Origin of the sequence: Nonomuraea sp. NPDC048901, assembly GCF_040649695.1 — a bacterium.
Classification (GTDB): domain Bacteria; phylum Actinomycetota; class Actinomycetes; order Streptosporangiales; family Streptosporangiaceae; genus Nonomuraea.
Window position 1 is genome coordinate 53,763 of sequence record NZ_JBEZFW010000008.1, and the last position, 15,662, is coordinate 69,424.

Annotated in this window: 16 protein-coding genes; 10 read left to right on the forward strand and 6 right to left on the reverse strand. The window is 69.0% G+C overall.

Annotation, left to right across the window (positions count from 1 at the left end):
- Positions 1–15: 15 nt before the first annotated feature.
- The 5 genes from AB0C30_RS27630 to AB0C30_RS27650 all read left to right on the forward strand — a co-directional run bounded on the left by AB0C30_RS27630 (position 16) and on the right by AB0C30_RS27650 (position 3,526).
- Positions 16–288 carry a DUF2191 domain-containing protein gene (locus AB0C30_RS27630; protein ID WP_357949637.1) on the forward strand — a complete coding sequence of 91 codons (273 nt, stop codon included), beginning with the start codon at positions 16–18 and terminating at the stop codon, positions 286–288.
- Positions 275–700: a type II toxin-antitoxin system VapC family toxin gene (locus AB0C30_RS27635; RefSeq protein ID WP_357949640.1), complete on the forward strand. Its 426-nt coding sequence runs from the start codon at positions 275–277 to the stop codon at positions 698–700. The genes AB0C30_RS27630 and AB0C30_RS27635 overlap by 14 nt, the downstream gene beginning before the upstream one ends.
- 39 nt (positions 701–739) lie before the next feature.
- Positions 740–1,627 (forward strand): hypothetical protein, encoded by an 888-nt coding sequence (locus AB0C30_RS27640; RefSeq protein ID WP_357949643.1) that lies wholly within the window; start codon positions 740–742, stop codon positions 1,625–1,627.
- A 9-nt stretch (positions 1,628–1,636) separates the two neighbouring features.
- On the forward strand, positions 1,637–2,593 hold the full coding sequence (locus AB0C30_RS27645) for a zinc-binding dehydrogenase (protein WP_357949646.1): 957 nt from the start codon (positions 1,637–1,639) through the stop codon (positions 2,591–2,593).
- Between the two features lie 75 nt (positions 2,594–2,668).
- On the forward strand, positions 2,669–3,526 hold the full coding sequence (locus AB0C30_RS27650) for an oxygenase MpaB family protein (RefSeq protein WP_357949648.1): 858 nt from the start codon (positions 2,669–2,671) through the stop codon (positions 3,524–3,526).
- A 59-nt stretch (positions 3,527–3,585) separates the two neighbouring features.
- Here AB0C30_RS27650 and AB0C30_RS27655 read toward each other — a convergent pair whose 3' ends face one another.
- The 5 genes from AB0C30_RS27655 to AB0C30_RS27675 form a co-directional block, all read right to left on the reverse strand.
- Positions 3,586–4,326: a helix-turn-helix transcriptional regulator gene (locus tag AB0C30_RS27655; protein ID WP_357949651.1), complete on the reverse strand. Its 741-nt coding sequence runs from the start codon at positions 4,324–4,326 to the stop codon at positions 3,586–3,588.
- Complete coding sequence (locus AB0C30_RS27660) at positions 4,323–5,153, reverse strand: DUF4097 family beta strand repeat-containing protein (protein ID WP_357949654.1); 831 nt, start codon at positions 5,151–5,153, stop codon at positions 4,323–4,325. Before AB0C30_RS27660 ends, AB0C30_RS27655 begins: the two co-directional genes overlap by 4 nt.
- Before the next feature lie 149 nt (positions 5,154–5,302).
- Positions 5,303–5,479, reverse strand: a complete 177-nt coding sequence (locus AB0C30_RS27665; protein WP_225301873.1) for a DUF6104 family protein — start codon at positions 5,477–5,479, stop codon at positions 5,303–5,305.
- Positions 5,480–5,717: 238 nt separating this feature from the next.
- Positions 5,718–9,368: a multifunctional oxoglutarate decarboxylase/oxoglutarate dehydrogenase thiamine pyrophosphate-binding subunit/dihydrolipoyllysine-residue succinyltransferase subunit gene (locus AB0C30_RS27670; protein ID WP_357950741.1), complete on the reverse strand. Its 3,651-nt coding sequence runs from the start codon at positions 9,366–9,368 to the stop codon at positions 5,718–5,720.
- A 204-nt stretch (positions 9,369–9,572) separates the two neighbouring features.
- Positions 9,573–10,214, reverse strand: coding sequence for a phenylalanine--tRNA ligase beta subunit-related protein (locus AB0C30_RS27675; RefSeq protein ID WP_357949657.1), 642 nt, complete (start codon positions 10,212–10,214; stop codon positions 9,573–9,575).
- A gap of 75 nt (positions 10,215–10,289) precedes the next feature.
- Between AB0C30_RS27675 and AB0C30_RS27680 the strand changes: the two genes are divergently transcribed.
- Complete coding sequence (locus AB0C30_RS27680) at positions 10,290–10,862, forward strand: helix-turn-helix domain-containing protein (protein ID WP_357949660.1); 573 nt, start codon at positions 10,290–10,292, stop codon at positions 10,860–10,862.
- Positions 10,862–12,127, forward strand: a complete 1,266-nt coding sequence (locus AB0C30_RS27685; RefSeq protein ID WP_357949662.1) for an MFS transporter — start codon at positions 10,862–10,864, stop codon at positions 12,125–12,127. The genes AB0C30_RS27680 and AB0C30_RS27685 overlap by 1 nt, the downstream gene beginning before the upstream one ends.
- A 22-nt stretch (positions 12,128–12,149) precedes the next feature.
- On the opposite strand, the gene AB0C30_RS27690 is transcribed toward AB0C30_RS27685, so the two are convergent.
- Positions 12,150–13,067 (reverse strand): CU044_5270 family protein, encoded by a 918-nt coding sequence (locus tag AB0C30_RS27690; RefSeq protein WP_357949665.1) that lies wholly within the window; start codon positions 13,065–13,067, stop codon positions 12,150–12,152.
- Positions 13,068–13,190: 123 nt separating this feature from the next.
- On the opposite strand from AB0C30_RS27690, the gene AB0C30_RS27695 reads away from it, so the two are divergent.
- The 3 genes from AB0C30_RS27695 (at position 13,191) to AB0C30_RS27705 (ending at position 15,616) form a co-directional block, all read left to right on the forward strand.
- On the forward strand, positions 13,191–13,706 hold the full coding sequence (locus AB0C30_RS27695) for a SigE family RNA polymerase sigma factor (protein WP_357949667.1): 516 nt from the start codon (positions 13,191–13,193) through the stop codon (positions 13,704–13,706).
- On the forward strand, positions 13,693–14,442 hold the full coding sequence (locus AB0C30_RS27700) for a hypothetical protein (protein ID WP_357949670.1): 750 nt from the start codon (positions 13,693–13,695) through the stop codon (positions 14,440–14,442). The genes AB0C30_RS27695 and AB0C30_RS27700 overlap by 14 nt, the downstream gene beginning before the upstream one ends.
- Before the next feature lie 109 nt (positions 14,443–14,551).
- The gene (locus tag AB0C30_RS27705) at positions 14,552–15,616 is read left to right on the forward strand and encodes an MBL fold metallo-hydrolase (RefSeq protein ID WP_357949673.1); all 1,065 of its coding nucleotides are present in this window, start codon (positions 14,552–14,554) and stop codon (positions 15,614–15,616) included.
- The last annotated feature ends 46 nt before the right edge of the window (positions 15,617–15,662 follow it).

Sequence of the window (15,662 nt, forward strand, 5' to 3'; positions counted from 1 at the left end):
ATGCGGAGGACCACGGTGCGGATCGACGACGCACTCCTCAACGAGGCCAAGGCGTACGCGGCACGAAACGGACGCAGTCTCACCTCAGTGATGGAGGACGCTTTGCGACAACTACTCAACCGCTCCACGGAAGTGGCCGCCCGGCCTCGAGTGGAGCTCCCGGTGTCCGGCGCCGCGGCCGGGCCCAAGCTCACCTGGGCCGAGATCAAGGAGCTGATGGAAGCGGACTTCGTGGAGCATGAGCTGGCGAAGATGGCGCGCTGCGGAGGCCGCGATGCGGATGCCTGACGTCAACATCCTGGTCAACGCCCAGCGCCGCGACACCGAGCACCATGACGAGTGCCTGACCCTCGTCGAGGAGCTCGTCAATGGCGACGAGGCCTATGCGGTCAGCGACTTCGTGATCAACGGTTTCCTGCGGGTCGTGACCAACCACCGCATTCCGCAGAGCACCTCGTTCGAGACGGCCTTCAAGTTCGCGGAGAGCGTCCGCAACCAGCCGCATGCCGTCCTGGTGAACGCCGGATCGAGACACTGGGAGATCTTCGCCAAGATCTGCCGTTCATCGGGCGCCACCGGCAAGCTCCTGCCCGACGCCTATCTCGCCGCACTGGCCATCGAGCACGGTTGTGAATTCGTGACCTGCGACGCTGATTTCGCCAAGTTCCAGGGCTTGCGCTGGCGGCATCCCCTCAACTGAACTGGGGAGTGAAACAGCACTCCTCGGCAGGGGATGTCCGTGGCCGATCAGTTCGACGTCATCGAGGCGGGCGCCCGTGGCCGGCGCCGGTGGGTCGGGATCGGTGTGGTGGCGGTGCTGCTGGCGGTCCCCGTCGTCAGCCTGCTGGCCAGCCGTGACCCGGAGCCGGATCGCGCGCCGCCGACGCCGACCCCCGCACCGCTGCCCATCCGGTCGTTGGCCAGGATCGAGGGCGCGCCCAACGTCGTGAGCGCGCCGGTCAAGGCCAAGGGCGGCAACGAGGTCATCGCGGTGGTGTTCCCCGACGGGACGCGGGCGGCGGTTCGCTACCCCGCCGAGCTGCGGCTCAACGAGCTGGGCGCGCGGCCGTTTCAGGGGGCCTGGATCGCCGGGCAATACCGCAGCTTCTCTGCCCCCTACGGCGGTGAGATGGAGATCTCCAGGGGTGCTCAGCCGATCAGGAACCTCACGCCCAACGTCACGCTCTGGCCGGGACCGGCGGGTGTCGGTTCGGCTGGGCAGGTGCTGATGTTCGCGTTCGGCAAGTGGCGGCTGGCGATGTACGACCGGCGGGAGGGGCTGACCTTCGAAGATCGGCTGGCGACGGCCAAGGGCCTGCGCGGGAAGGTCGGCAAGGACGGCTACCTCGTCCTGAGTGGCGGTGGCTCGATCCGTCTGGCGAAGCCGGGCGAGACCATCCAGGGCGAACCGGTCGGGCCGCAGCTCTGGTTCGGCGGCGGGACCGGCGACATGGTCGTGTTCATCCCGACCCCCAGCTGCCGGAAAAACGCCAGGACGCCGTCGGCGACCAACGGCCTCAAGCGGCCCGCCCGTACCGTATGCAGGGGCGATGTGCAGATCGTCGCCTCGGGCTCGCGCGCTTTCGTCCAGCAGGCCATCGCCGGGATCCGGATCACCCTGAAGTAAGGTGCGGCCATGTTCGCCGTAACCGCCTCACAGACCGATCCCGACAATCCTCTCGCCGGGCTGACGCTCGGCGAGCATCCGGAGCCGCAGGTCCCGGACGGCTGGACGACCGTCACCGTACGGGCGACCGCCCTCAACCACCATGACCTGTGGACGCTCAAGGGCGTGGGCATCAGGCAGGACCGGCTGCCGATCGTGCTCGGCTGCGACGCGGCCGGGGTGGACGCCGACGGTAACGAGGTCATCGTGCACTCGGTGATCGGCTCGGGGGCCGACGAGACGCTCGATCCCAAGCGTTCGCTGCTGTCGGAGGTCCACGACGGCACGTTCGCCGACCGGGTCGCCGTGCCGCGCCGCAACCTGGTGCCCAAGCCGGCCGCGCTCAGCTTCGAGGAGGCCGCATGCCTGCCCACGGCCTGGCTGACCGCCTACCGCATGCTGTTCGACAAGGCCGGTCTCGAGCCCGGCTCCACCGTGCTCGTGCAGGGTGCCGGCGGCGGGGTCGCCACCGCGCTGATCGCGCTCGGCCGGGCGGGCGGTTACCGGGTCTGGGCGACCAGCCGCTCGGCCGCCAAGCGGGAGCAGGCCGCCAAGCTCGGCGCGGACCGGGTGTTCGAGCCCGGCGCGCGGCTGCCCGAACGGGTCGACGCCGTCATGGAGACCGTCGGTCAGGCCACCTGGGACCATTCGCTCAAGTCGCTCAAGCCCGGCGGCCGCATCGTGGTCTGCGGCGCCACCAGCGGCGCGGTCCCGCCCGCCGACCTGAACCGGGTGTTCTTCCTCCAGCTCTCGGTGATCGGCTCCACGATGGGCACGCGTGACCAGCTCCAGCGGCTGGCCGTCTTCCTGGAGCAGACCGGACTGCGGCCGGTCATCGACCGGACGATGCCGCTGACCGACGCACGCGACGGCTTCGCCGCCCTGGCTGAAGGCGACATATTCGGAAAAATCGTCTTTACGCGCTGAATAAGTGAAGGGTTACCTATGCGCACCCGGGATGATACAAAGAAGGTGAGGTTGTATCACCCGGGAGGCGCCGTCATGGACGTCGAACCGTTCGGCTCAGGCTCGTTGCACTGGGACACCGCCGGTGAATACCGCAACCTGCTCGTGGCGGGCAGCGCGCTGGTCCTCCAGACCATGCACCCCGCGGTGGGCGCGGCCGTCGCCCGGCACTCCACGTACAAGCAGGACCCGTGGGGCCGCCTCCACCGCACACTCACCTCGGTCCAGAAATGGGTGTACGGCGGAGTGGGCGGCCCGGCCGAGGGTGAGCGGCTGCGCGAGCTGCACAAGCCGATCAGCGGGGTGGACGAGCAGGGCAGGTCCTACCACGCGCTCAACGGCGCGGCCTGGGCCTGGGTGCACCTGTCGCTGTTCGAGCGCTTCGTCACCCTCAATCGCTACTTCGGCACTCCCTACACCGAAGACGCTGAACGGCGGCTCTACGAGGAGTCGCGGCAATTGGGGGCGATCCTGCGGGTGCCGGAGCGAGAGATGCCCGCGACCGTCGAGGAGTTCTGGTGCTACTTCGACGAGATGACGGCCGAGCGGCTGGAGCCGCATCCGACGGCGATCGACGTGCTCGCCGTCATGCGGGGGACCCCGATGCCGCCCGGGCTGCCCCGGCCGCTGCGTCGGCTCTGGGCGCCGGTGGGGGTGGGATCGGGGGAGTTCAACTACTTCGTGACGGTGGGGACGCTGCCGCCCATCGTACGGAAGAAGCTGGATCTGCCCTGGTCGGCGCGGGACGAGTGGCGGCTGCGGCAGCTCGGGCGGGCGGTGGCGGTGATCGCCCCGCGCCTGCCGGAGCGGCTGCGGTATATGCCGATCGCCTATCACGCCCGGAAGACCGCCCGAAGCCTGCGCGGCTTGGAGCAGGCCCTTCGCTCGGCGTAGCGACCGGGGGCTGCGCGGCTTGGAGCGGGCCCTTCGCCCGGCGTAATGACCCGTCGGGGTCAGGGTTTCAGTGAGTCGCGGATCTGCCGGGCGGCCTCGTCGAGTGTGGCGCGTACCTCGTCGATCGCCTTGCGGGTGAGCGGGGCGGCCGACGCCTCGCGGCGCACCTGTGCGACGAAGTCGGCCAGGCGCTCGCCCAGCTCCGCGTCGAGCTCGGCGCGGTTGGGTGGCGCGCCGCCCAGCGTGCTCCAGACCTCGGACCAGATCCTGCGCCACTCGCCGGTGAGCCGCTCGCCCTGGTCCTGCCAGTTGGTGGCGTGCTCCATCCACTGGCGTTTCTGCTGCTCCTTGAGCCGCTGGATGTTGGCCTTCTGCTGGTCGCGCACGCGCCTGGGATCGTCGGCGACGCCGGTGCGTACGTCCTTGGCCATCTTGGTGAGCTCGTCGCGCAGCGACTTGACCGTTTCGCGAACGTCCTCCTTCACCTCACGCGCGATGTCGCGTACCGAGGCGGAGATCTCCTGCTCCAGGTCGTCGAGCTCGTCCAGGCGGGCGTTGAGCTCGTCGCGACCCCGGTCGGTGATCGAGAACACCTTCTTGCCCTCGATCACCTCGTGCGTCACCAGGCCCTCCTCCTCCAGGCGGGCCAGGCGCGGGTAGATCGTGCCGGGGGAGGGGGAGTAGACACCGAGGAAGCGGTCCTGCAGCAGGCGAATGACCTCGTAGCCGTGCCGAGGGCTCTCCTCCAGCAGCTTCAGCAGGTACAGCCGGAGCCGGCCGTGACCGAAGACAGGGCTCATCGCTTCTCTCCCTTGAGCAACGTGACCTCGCCGGAGACGGTCGTCGCCGTCACCGAGGCCATGCCACCACCCAGCCGTCCGGACACCGACTTGTTGCCCGGGCGGCTCGCGTCTGACAGGTTTTCGAACGTGCTGACCAGCCTGCCGGAGGTGGATCGCATGCTGACGTCCGCCTCCACGTTCTCGGGCAGCCTGACCAGGATGTCACCGGACACGCTGTTGAAGGTCACATATCCGGTCGGGCGCAGCTCCAGATCGGCGGTGATCCGTCCGGACACGGTGTTGGCGCGCAGGCGGCGCGGCGTGCCGTCGGCGACGGTGAGCTCGCCCGAGACGCTCTTGAACGCCAGATCGCCGTCCATCGCCCGGCTCTCCACGGTGCCCGAGACGGTCGTGGCGCTCACGTCGCCGCTCACCCCGTCGAGCACGATGTCTCCGGAGACGCTCCTGACCTGGGTCGCCTTCTCGAACCCGGCGACGACCGCCGAGCCGGAGACGACTCCCACGTTGACCGTGCACTTCTTGGGCACCGCGAGCGTCAGGACGCTCTTGCGCCGGTCGCGCCGCAGCCAGCCGAGTATGCCCTCCCAGGTGAGGTCTTTGTAGGCGACGCTGAGCTCCCCGCTCTCCTCGTCATAGGTCACGATCAGCGGAGCGGAGTCGATCTCGGCCACCTCCAGTGTCGGTGGTCCGTCGGTGGCCAGCACGGCCACTCGTCCCGCGACAATCCGCACGTCAAGCGCGGTCACCGAGCCGAACGTCAGCTGCTCCGGCCGCTCGATCGTCCACTGCCGCATGATGCCTGTCCCTTCCGACGACACGTCCACACAAGACACGATATGTCGCGTCTGTTGAAAACTCAAGATGTATCGCGTGTGGCAGGCGATGAGCGCCGTCCGTGCTTCTCATCGGGCGCGAGGGTCCGGCGCGCCTCCGTCTTCTCATCGGTCGTGGCGGTCCGGTCCGTCGCGCCGCGTCAGTCGTCTTCGTCGTCGAGCCGGGCCAGCCAGGTGGCCAGGCGCTCGACCGGCGTCTCGAACTCGGGATTGAGGTCCACGAACTCACGCAGCCGCTCACCCAGCCACAGCAGGCTGACCTCTTCCTCGCCACGCCGCTCGACCAGCTCCTCGATCCCCCGGTCGGTGAAGTACATCGCTCTCCATTCATCAGTCGCGCAGCCGCGTCGTCAGGTCGCCGGCTGGGGTCCAGGCATCGGCGCGTCCACGTCTGACTTTAGTCAGCAGGCCGCGCCGCTCGAGCTCGCGCGGATCGGTCCGCGCGGTCGGCAAGACGATCTTGTGAGTACGCGCATGGCCTGCGACCCGCACCTCTTTCAGCAGTAAGCCCCCGCCGATAGCGGCGAGGGCTTATGCGGTGAAGCGACTGGCTGACTAGCCGAACAGCTCGCTCAAGATCCCCTCGAGCTCGTTGTCGTGGGAGGAGTGCGAGCCGGTCGCGGGCGAACTGTTGGGAGTCCGCGAGACGCGACGCAGCGCGCGGCCGTTCAGCAGGTCCGGGTCCTCGGCCAGCTTGAGCGTGAGGTAAGGCCACGGCCCCATGTTGACCGGCTCGTCCTGCGCCCACACCAGCTCGGCCTGCGAGCCGTAGCGGGAGAGCTCGGCGGCGAGCTCCTCCGCCGGGAACGGGTAGAGCCGCTCCAGGCGGACCAGTGCGACGTCGTCACGGCCCGACTTCTCGCGCCGGTCGAGCAGGTCGTAGTAGATCTTGCCCGAGGAGAGCACGACCTTGGTGACCTTGCCCGGCTCGACGATGGTGTCGCCGAGGACCGGCTGGAAGGTGCCCGAGGTGAAGTCGGACGCCTTCGAGACCGCCCGCTTGTGACGCAGCAGCGACTTCGGCGTGAAGACGACCATCGGCTTGCGCCTGCCCGACTCGACCTGCCACCTGAGCAGGTGGAAGTAGTTGGCCGGAGTGGACGGCTGCGCGACCGTCATGTTGTCGAGCGCGCAGACCTGCAGGAACCGTTCGATGCGGGCCGAGGAGTGGTCGGGACCCTGGCCCTCGAAGCCGTGCGGCAGCAGCAGCACGACAGCCGACCTCTGGCCCCACTTCTGCTCACCGGACGAGATGAACTCGTCGATGATCGTCTGGGCGCCGTTGACGAAGTCGCCGAACTGTGCCTCCCAGGCCACCAGGGCGTCGGGACGCACGACGCTGTAGCCGTACTCGAAGCCCAGCGCCGCGAACTCGCTGAGCAGCGAGTCGTAGATGTAGAACTTCGTGGTGCCCTGGTTGAAGACCTTGAGCGGGGTGTGGTCTTCGCCGGTCACCCGGTCGACCAGCACCGCGTGGCGCTGGGTGAACGTGCCCCGCCGGGTGTCCTGGCCGACCACGCGGACCGGGTGGCCGTCGATGAGCAGCGAGCCGAAGGCCAGCGTCTCACCCATGCTCCAGTCGATCGCGTCCTGCTCGACCGCCTGGCCGCGGCGCTGCAGCACCGGCGCCAGGCGCGGGTGCGGCGTGAAGCCCTCGGGCAGGTTGAGCTGGGTGTCGACGATCCGCTTGAGCGTCTCGTCGGTGATCGCGGTCGGCGTGTCGTTGTGCGACCACTTGATCACCTCAGCGGGCGGCACCCGCATCGCGCCCGCCTCCGGCGGCTTCTTGGCCGCCTCGCGGGTCTCGGTGAACGCCTGCTCCAGCTTGGCCTGGTAGTCGCGCAGCGCCTGCTCGGCCTCCTCCACCGTGATGTCGCCCCGGCCGATCAGCGCCTCGGTGTAGAGCTTGCGAGTGGAGCGCTTGGCGTCGATCAGGTCGTACATCAGCGGCTGGGTGAAGGCGGGGTTGTCGCCCTCGTTGTGGCCGCGGCGGCGGTAGCAGATCAGGTCGATGACGACGTCCTTGCGGAACGCCTGGCGGTATTCGTAGGCCAGCTCGCCCACGCGGACGACGGCCTCGGGGTCGTCGCCGTTGACGTGGAAGATCGGCGCCTGGATCATCCGGGCCACGTCGGTCGCGTAGACGCTCGACCTGGACGAAGCGGGCGAGGTCGTGAAGCCGACCTGGTTGTTGACCACCACGTGCACGGTGCCGCCGGTGCGGTAGCCGCGCAGCTGCGACAGGTTGAGCGTCTCGGCCACGACGCCCTGGCCGGCGAAGGCCGCGTCGCCGTGGATGAGCACCGGCAGGACCGTGAAGCCCTCCTCGCCGCGCTCCAGCAGGTCCTGCTTGGCGCGGACGACGCCTTCGAGCACTGGGTCGACCGCCTCCAGGTGAGACGGGTTGGCCACCACGGAGGCGGCGATCGTCTTGCCGCTGGGAGCGGTGAAGGTGCCCGACGCGCCCAGGTGGTACTTCACATCGCCCGAGCCGTGCGCGGTGCGCGGGTCGATGTTGCCCTCGAACTCACCGAAGATCTGCCCGTAGGACTTGCCGACGATGTTGGCCAGGACGTTGAGCCGGCCGCGGTGGGCCATGCCGATGACGACCTCGTCGAGGTCCTCGTCGGCGGCGTCGCTGATCACCGAGTCGAGCAGCGGGATCAGGGACTCGCCGCCCTCCAGCGAGAAGCGCTTCTGCCCGACGAACTTGGTCTGCAGGAACGTCTCGAAGGCCTCGGCCGTGTTGAGCCGGCTCAGGATGTTGAGCTGCTCGTCACGGGCCGGGGAGGCGTGCGGCTTCTCCACCCGCGCCTGGATCCAGGCCCGCTCCTCGGGGTTCTGGATGTGCATGTACTCGATGCCGACCGTGCGGCAGTAGGAGTCGCGCAGCACGCCCAGGATCTCGCGGAGCTTCATCAGCGGCCGGCCGCCGAAGCCGCCGGTGGCGAACTCGCGCTCCAGGTCCCACAGCGTCAGGCCGTGGGACTGGATGTCGAGGTCGGGGTGCTTGCGCTGCTTGTACTCCAGCGGGTCGGTCTCGGCCATGAGGTGGCCGCGGACGCGGTAGGCGTGGATCAGCTCGATCACGCGCGCGGACTTGGCCACGTCGTCATCGTGCGAGGCCGAGATGTCCTGGACCCAGCGGACCGGCTCGTAGGGGATCCGCAGCGCCTCGAAGATCTCGTCGTAGAAGCCGTCCTCGCCGAGCAGCTGCCGGTGGATCGTGCGCAGGAAGTCACCCGACTGGGCGCCCTGGATGATCCGGTGGTCATAGGTGCTGGTCAGCGTCATGACCTTGGAGACGGCCAGGCGCGAGAGCGTGTCGGGCGAGGCGCCCTGGTATTCGGCCGGGTATTCCATCGCGCCGACGCCGATGATCGTGCCCTGTCCGGGCATCAGGCGCGGGACCGAGTGGACGGTGCCGATCGTGCCGGGGTTGGTCAGCGAGATCGTGGTGGCCGCGAAGTCGTCGACTCCGAGCTTGCCCGAGCGGGCCTTGCGGACGACCTCCTCGTAGGCCATCCAGAACTGCCGGAAGTCCATGTCCTCGGCGCCCTTGATGGAAGGCACCAGGAGCTGCCGCTCGCCGTTGCTCTTCTGGACGTCGATGGCCAGGCCGAGCCCTACGTGCTGCGGCTTGACCAGGGTCGGCTTGCCGTCGACCTCGGTGTAGGAGTAGTTCATCTCCGGCATGGCCCGCAGCGCCTTGATGACGGCATAGCCGATCAGGTGCGTGAAGGAGACCTTGCCGCCGCGTCCCCGCTTGAGGTGATTGTTGATCACAATGCGGTTGTCGATGAGCAACTTGGCCGGGATGGCCCGGACGCTGGTCGCGCTCGGAATGACGAGCGAGGCGTCCATGTTGGCGGCGGTGCGTGCGGCGGCACCGCGCAGTTTGACTTCCTCGGCGCCCGCGGGCACCGGGGCCGCAGGCTGCTTCGGCTTGACATCGGGGACCGGGGCAGCCGGTGCAGCCTTGGGTGGAGCCGCCATGGGAGCCGGAGCGGTCGCTGTGCCGTTCGCCGCCTCCTTGGCGGGCATTCTGCCCGGTCCATAATCAGGGTTGTAGTCAGCGAAGAAGTTCCACCAAGCCCGGTCCACAGACTCAGGATCTTGGAGGTACTTCTGGTACAGCTCGTCGACAAGCCACTCGTTCTGTCCAAAGCTTGCCAGCGGGTTTGTCCGCGACGACTCAGACGACACGGCGGAAATCGCCCTCTTCCGCAGATCGGCGTTGATGTTAGAGAACCTGTCCAAGGTTACTCGTCTTGCCCGGCGGCGCGCGCAAGAGACGCCCCGCGGCCTCGCCCGATCCTCTCAAGAGAGTCCGAAGAGGTCACGCCCCCCTAGTCAATCCAGGGGGTGCCGCAATTATCACTGTTTGGTATCAACAGCTGTGCGGCAGGTTTATTTCACTCCAGACAGCACTCTGGTGCTGATCCGCACCTCGGGGGACAGCTCGGTCAGCAGGTTCGCCAGCTCCTCGCCCGCCTCCTTGAGCTCCTCCATGGACATCGGCTCCAGCCGCTCCAGGATGAAGATCGCGTTCGTGGTCTCCTCGGTAAGGCGGGTGCGCGCCACCTGGCGCCAGTTCCACCTGCGGCAGGTGACGCCGATGTCGTCGCGCCAGATCACCTCGCCGGGCTCCGGGGCGCCGAGCGCCTCCGCCTCCTCGTCGCCTTCGGCCCTGACCAGTCGCGGCGGGCCGGCGTAGTGGTCGAGGTCCTCGCCGCCGATCGGCAGCGCGTGCTTCACGCTGATCGAGTTGTACGCGTCGACGGCCTGGTTGATCTCCGGCAGCGGCAGCCTGCGGGTCAGGGCGTCGACCGAGGGTCTGGTCTTCTGCGGCTTGGCGCCGAACGCGCGGTAGGCGTCCTTCCACGCGTCGATCTTCTCGGTCTGTACGGGCTGCTCCGAGGCCGCGGCCAGCCAGGCGCGGGAACGGTCGTCGGTGGGCCCGTTGCGCAGGCCGTGCGCCGTCATGACCAGCACCGCGAAGTCGGGACGCAGGGCGAAGACCGCCTCGTCCACCCAGATCTCATCAAGCATGCGGCCCAGTTTATTCGCCAAGGAAACTCGCAAAATTCTCTTTGCAAAATTGCCTTTGCGGTTTAGCCTTCGTCTATGGAAGAGCAGTTCAAGATCAGTGATCCTCAGGTGCTCAAGGTGGTGGCGCACCCCCTGCGGGTGCGGCTGCTCGGCCTGCTGCGGGGCGACGGCCCCGCGACGGCCAGCGAGCTGGGGCGCAAGGTGAGGGAGAGCTCCGGCTCGACCAGCTACCACCTGCGCGAGCTGGCCAAGTACGGCTTCATCGAGGAGGACCCCGAGCGGCGCGACGGCCGGGAACGCCGCTGGCGGGCCCGCCATCAGTACACCTCCTGGGACAACCTGGAGATGGCGGCCACACCGGAGGGGCAGGAGGCCGTCCGGATCATGCAGCTGCGCCAGCTGGAGGCGCTGGGACGGGCGGTCGAGGCGTTCGAAGCGGGGGAGTGGCCCGCCGAGCTGGTCGAGGTCTCCGGGATGAGCGACCATCTGGTGCGGCTGCCCGCCGCGGGTGTCCGTGAGCTCAGTGAACGCGTCGACGCGCTGGTGCGCGAGCTCAGCGAACGTTACGCGGACGACCCCGGCGCCGTGCCGATGACCGTCTGGACGGCGGCCTTCCCTCGAAGGCCGCGGGAAGGGCAGGACGGCTGATGACTCCCCGATCCGCGTTACGGCGCTACCTGCTGGTCAGCTTCCTGACCTGGCTGCCGCCCGGCCTGATGACGGCCGTCATGGTGTTGCTGATGACCGACCGGGGTCTCAGCCTGGCCCAGGTCGGGTTCGCCGTCATGGTGTTCTCGATCGTCACCATCGGCCTCGAACTGCCCACCGGCGGCCTGGCCGACGTGATCGGCCGCCGGACGGTCCTGGCGATCTCGGCCGCGTTCACCGTCGCCGCGCTCGCGCTGATGGCCGTCTCGACCACGTTCTGGATGTTCCTGGCCACCGGCGTGCTCAAGGGCGTCGCCCGCGCCCTGTCCAGCGGCCCCGCCACCGCCTGGTACGTCGACACGCTCCACGACCTCGAAGGACCGGACGCCGACCTCAAGCCGGGCCTGGCACGCGGCGGCGCGATGGAGTCGGTGGCGCTGCTCCTGGGCGTGCTGGTGGGTGGGTTCGCGCCGCTCGCGGTGCCGCCGGCGGTGATGACGCCGCTGGCGCTGCCGCCGCTGCTGGGCGCGGCGGCCGGGCTCGTACTGCTGGTGACGGTGCTCTTCGCACTGCCCGAGGCCGCGCACCCGCAGCGCGTCGGGCGGTCGCTCGGGCGGGTTGTCCGGGACGTGCCCGCGACCGTGACCGAGGGTGTCCGGCTGGCGGCGGGTGGACCGTTGCTGCGTCGCCTGATGCTGGCCGCCGCGGCGTCGGGCGTCGCACTGGCCAGTGTCGAACTGCTCACCCCCGGCAGGCTGGCGGCGCTGGCCGGCACGGCGGAGCTGGGCAGCACCGGCTATGCCGTCGTGGCGGCGCTCGGCTTCGCCGGCAGCGCGTTGGGCAGCACGATCGTGCCCAGGGTGGCCAGGGCCGCGGGCGGTTCGGTACGCGGCGCGGTGGCGGGCGTCGTCCTGACCGCCCTGGCCATCGCCGCCCTGGCGGCCACGGCGGGCCTCGACGGGGCGCCCGGTTTCGCGGCCACCGGGCTGGCCTATGTCGTCATGTTCTCCGGGCTCTCGGTGGCCGGAGTGCTGTGCTCGGAGATGACGCACCACGCCGTCACGGCCGCCCAGCGCACGACGGTGACCTCGACGAGTTCCCTGTCACTGCAGGCGGGGGCGGCGCTGGCCAACACGACGTTCGGCACATTGGCCGGCCATGCCGGCCTGTCCGCCACGTGGTCGCTCGCCGCGGGGGTGGTCCTGGCCTCCGCGCTGCTGTTCGTCCGCATGCCCGCGCTCCGGCCGGCTCGCCCAGCCCGGTAATGGGGCCCGTACGGAGCATGACTCACGGGAGAGCGGGCACCGACGGGGCGGTGTCGGTCCAGCCGACCTGGAGCATGGTCGAGGTACCCGTGGCCGGCTTGCCGTCGACCTCGGCCGTCAGGCTTTCGGCCAGCGACACCATCTCGTCGGTGTCGACGATCACCTCGGTCTCTGGCCTGTGACGGACCCGATCGAGAGCGATGAAGAGTTTCGTACCGGTCCTGCCCAGAGCGTCCTTGGCCGTCCCCCGGGAGCGTACGCCGGGCATCGTCAGCAGCGCTCGGTAAGCCGCGGCGCGGACTTCCTTCGGCGCGGGAAGATCGCGTAGCAGAGTGAGCAGCGCCGCTGCCACGCCGCTGTCGACGGCGTCCTCCGGAGCCCTCGCGACCCGCACGGCCTTCGTGAGCCAGGCTTTCAGACCACTCGGGTCCGCGGGCAGCTTCTGGACCTCCTCGTACGACAACTTCTGTTCAGCCAGATAGAAGGGGCTCGAACGCTTCGGGGCGATGAGCCGGCCCTTGTCCACTTTGGTGTCCAGGGTCACGGGGCCGTCACCGGCAGGGCGGCTCAACCTGGACGGGGAGCCGTCGCGGCGCCATGCCTTCTCGTCCGCCGCGCTCTTCGGTCGTGCCCCCAGACTCCGGAGTCCGAACCAGGCCTTGCCATCGGTCGAGGTCCAGACTTCCGCGATCTGCCGCTCCTCCACCCAGTAGCGGTTGGCGCCCCTCCCGAACTGCTCGGGCTGGGTGCTCCGCAGCAGCGTCCTGGTATGCCAGTAGGCGCCTTCCGCCGGAGTCGTCACCGTACGGGTGGTGGCCGCGAGCCGCAGGTCCGGCGCGGCCAGGAGGCCGGGCGCGTTCGGCATAGTGATGGCGCTCACCACGGCCAGGCCGATCCCGATGGCGATCAGCGGCCGGATCAGGGTGGTCACGCGTTTCATCTGTTTCACGCCTCCCTATACGCCTGAACGGCCCACGGGGTTGCCTGTGGGACGGCCCTTGATCCGAGGCAACGCCCGGCGTGGCCCAGGCGTATTAGGAGGCGTGAAATCGGACGGACAGACGTGAGCAGCGCGGAGGAACAGGCATTCGCCGCGTTCGTGGCCGCTCGCGGCACCAGCCTGCTGCGGGTCGCCTACCTCACCTGCGGCGACGAGGCGGAGGCGGAAGACCTGCTGCAGACGGCGCTGGAGCGTACATGGCGCAGCTGGGACCGGGTGCGGTACGCCAACCCCGAGCCCTACATCCGCCGCGTCATCGTGAACACCGCCATCAGCCGGGCCCGGCGGCGGGCGATCCTGCGCGTCATCCCGGTGCGCACCCCGCCGGAGTCGGCGGCGCCGGAGACCGACATCGACCTGCGCCGGATGCTCATGGACGCCCTGCGCGCCCTGCCTCCCCGGCAGCGCGCGGTGATCGTCCTGCGGTACTGGGAGGACCTCGGCGAGACGCAGACCGCCGAGATCCTCGGCTGCTCGGTGGGCACGGTGAAAAGTCAGGCATCCAAGGCTATGGCCAAGCTCCGTTCGGCGCTCGGCGACGGAACGCTGGAAGGAGTGATCAGGAATGTCCGTACTTGAGGAGCGCCTTCGCCAGATCATGGCGGACGAGACCGCGAGATTGCGGGCCGCGCCCGACCTGGTGGAGCGGGTGCTCCGGTCCTCGCGGAGGAGGAGGCAACGAGTCAAGTTCGCCGCCTTGGCCGCGTCGGCGGCCGTCGTCGCGACGGCGGTCCCGGCCTTTCTGATCCTCGGGCCAGGCCCCGCGACCGTGCTGACGCCCACGGTCAGCACGTCAGCCGCGACCCCTGATCCGACGCAGCCGGACACTCCCGCCATCGACGACGCCCCGCCGCCCCCGTCTCCGACCCCCGATTTCGGGGACCTGGGCGACGGAAGGGCCTTCGGGCACGTCAAGGTGGGTTACCTGCCCGACGGGTTGAAGTGGGGCAACTGGTCCCTGAACTTCGGCGACAAGTACACGACCTCATGGAACTACGACGGGGACAAGCACGGCTTCTACTGCGTCCAGATCTACGTGTACGAAGGCGAGACCGTCCAGGAAGTCGATGACCGCATCCAGAAGTACCGCAGGGAGGGGAAGGGCGAAGAGGTGACCATCGGCGACCGGACCGGGTACCTGATCACGCAGCGGGTCGGCGAGGACGGCGGGAACGGTACCCCGACCTTCACCCTGACCATGAGCGAGGGGCGGAGGGCCGACGTGATGATCAGCCCGGTGTACGCCAAGAAGCTTGGCGGCGCCAAGACGAAGCGTGAGCTGTTGAAGATCGCCGAAGGGCTCACAGCCGACTGAAACCAGGCCCGCCAGCGGTTCTGCGGCCGGACAAAGCGGCCGTCACCGGCCGTTTCCCGGGCCAGCCCGCCGATCGGTAGTAGAACATGGTTCGGGCACAATGCTGAGCATGGCGAAGTTTGTGGTGACTCCATCCAGCGAGACTCAACGCGCGGCGTGGCTCGGCGGCACGATTCCCGAGGTCGAGCGGGTGCGGCCGGGACTGTGGTCGGTTCCGGTGCCGATCCCGGTCAACCCCCTGCGTTACGTGCTGGTCTACGTCCTGGAACTGCCCGACGGGGTCGCCATCGTCGACGCCGGATGGAACACCGACGAGGCGTACGAAGCGCTCGTCGCGGGGTTGCGGGTCGCCGGGTATGCGATCACCGACGTCAAGGGCGTACTGGTGACCCACATCCATCCCGATCACTACGGCCTGGCCGGGCGGGTCCGGGAGATGTCGGGCGCGTGGATCGCCCTGCACCCCGCCGACGCGCGCCTCGTCCACGATCGGTACGACGACAGCGCCATCGACTCGCTGGTCGAGCGCGAACGGGCGCAGCTGGTCCGGTCCGGCGTGCCCGAGCTGACCCTGGACGAGCTGGCCGGCGCCTCGATGATGATCAGGCACATGGTGTCGATGGCCAAGCCCGACCGGCTGGTCGAGGACGGCGACCGGCTGGACCTGCCCGGCTGGGACCTGCGGGCCGTCTGGACCCCTGGGCACTCGCCCGGCCACCTCTGCTTCGTGTCGCCGTCCAGGAAGCTGCTGTTCTCCGGCGATCACGTGCTGGCCAAGATCACGCCCATGGTGGCCGTGCATCCGCAGTCGGCGCCCAACCCACTGGCCGACTACCTCGACGCGCTGGCCGCCGTACGGAAGCTGGATGTGGAGGAGGTGCTGCCCGCGCACGAGTACCGGTTCCTGGAGCTGGCCGAACGGGTCGACTACGTGATGGCGCATCACGAGGAGCGGCTGGCGGAGATCGAGCGGATGCTCGGGAGCGCCTCCGGCGGGGTCTGCTGCTGGGACATCGCGACCGGCCTGACCTGGTCGCGGCCCTGGGAGACGATCCCGCCGTTCATGCGGCGCGCGGCCACCAACGAGACGCTGGCGCACCTGGTGTGGCTGGAGTCGCGGGGGCGAGCGCGGCGGGTGCTCGGCGAGCCGGAGCTGTGGTTCGCGGGCGCCTGACCAGGCGACATTTATTTCATGTAAACCCAGTAGGAAATGTTGACTT

Bases quoted from the DNA above. Each gene is read 5' to 3' on its own strand.
- AB0C30_RS27635 (WP_357949640.1), top strand. From the start codon at position 275: ATGCGGATGCCTGACGTCAACATCCTGGTCAACGCCCAGCGCCGCGAC.
- AB0C30_RS27645 (WP_357949646.1), top strand. From the start codon at position 1,637: ATGTTCGCCGTAACCGCCTCACAGACCGATCCCGACAATCCTCTCGCC.
- AB0C30_RS27655 (WP_357949651.1), bottom strand. From the start codon at position 4,326: ATGAGCCCTGTCTTCGGTCACGGCCGGCTCCGGCTGTACCTGCTGAAG.
- AB0C30_RS27650 (WP_357949648.1), top strand. From the start codon at position 2,669: ATGGACGTCGAACCGTTCGGCTCAGGCTCGTTGCACTGGGACACCGCC.
- AB0C30_RS27665 (WP_225301873.1), bottom strand. From the start codon at position 5,479: ATGTACTTCACCGACCGGGGGATCGAGGAGCTGGTCGAGCGGCGTGGC.
- AB0C30_RS27705 (WP_357949673.1), top strand. From the start codon at position 14,552: ATGGCGAAGTTTGTGGTGACTCCATCCAGCGAGACTCAACGCGCGGCG.
- AB0C30_RS27680 (WP_357949660.1), top strand. From the start codon at position 10,290: ATGGAAGAGCAGTTCAAGATCAGTGATCCTCAGGTGCTCAAGGTGGTG.
- AB0C30_RS27690 (WP_357949665.1), bottom strand. From the start codon at position 13,067: ATGAAACGCGTGACCACCCTGATCCGGCCGCTGATCGCCATCGGGATC.
- AB0C30_RS27700 (WP_357949670.1), top strand. From the start codon at position 13,693: ATGTCCGTACTTGAGGAGCGCCTTCGCCAGATCATGGCGGACGAGACC.
- AB0C30_RS27675 (WP_357949657.1), bottom strand. From the start codon at position 10,214: ATGCTTGATGAGATCTGGGTGGACGAGGCGGTCTTCGCCCTGCGTCCC.
- AB0C30_RS27685 (WP_357949662.1), top strand. From the start codon at position 10,862: ATGACTCCCCGATCCGCGTTACGGCGCTACCTGCTGGTCAGCTTCCTG.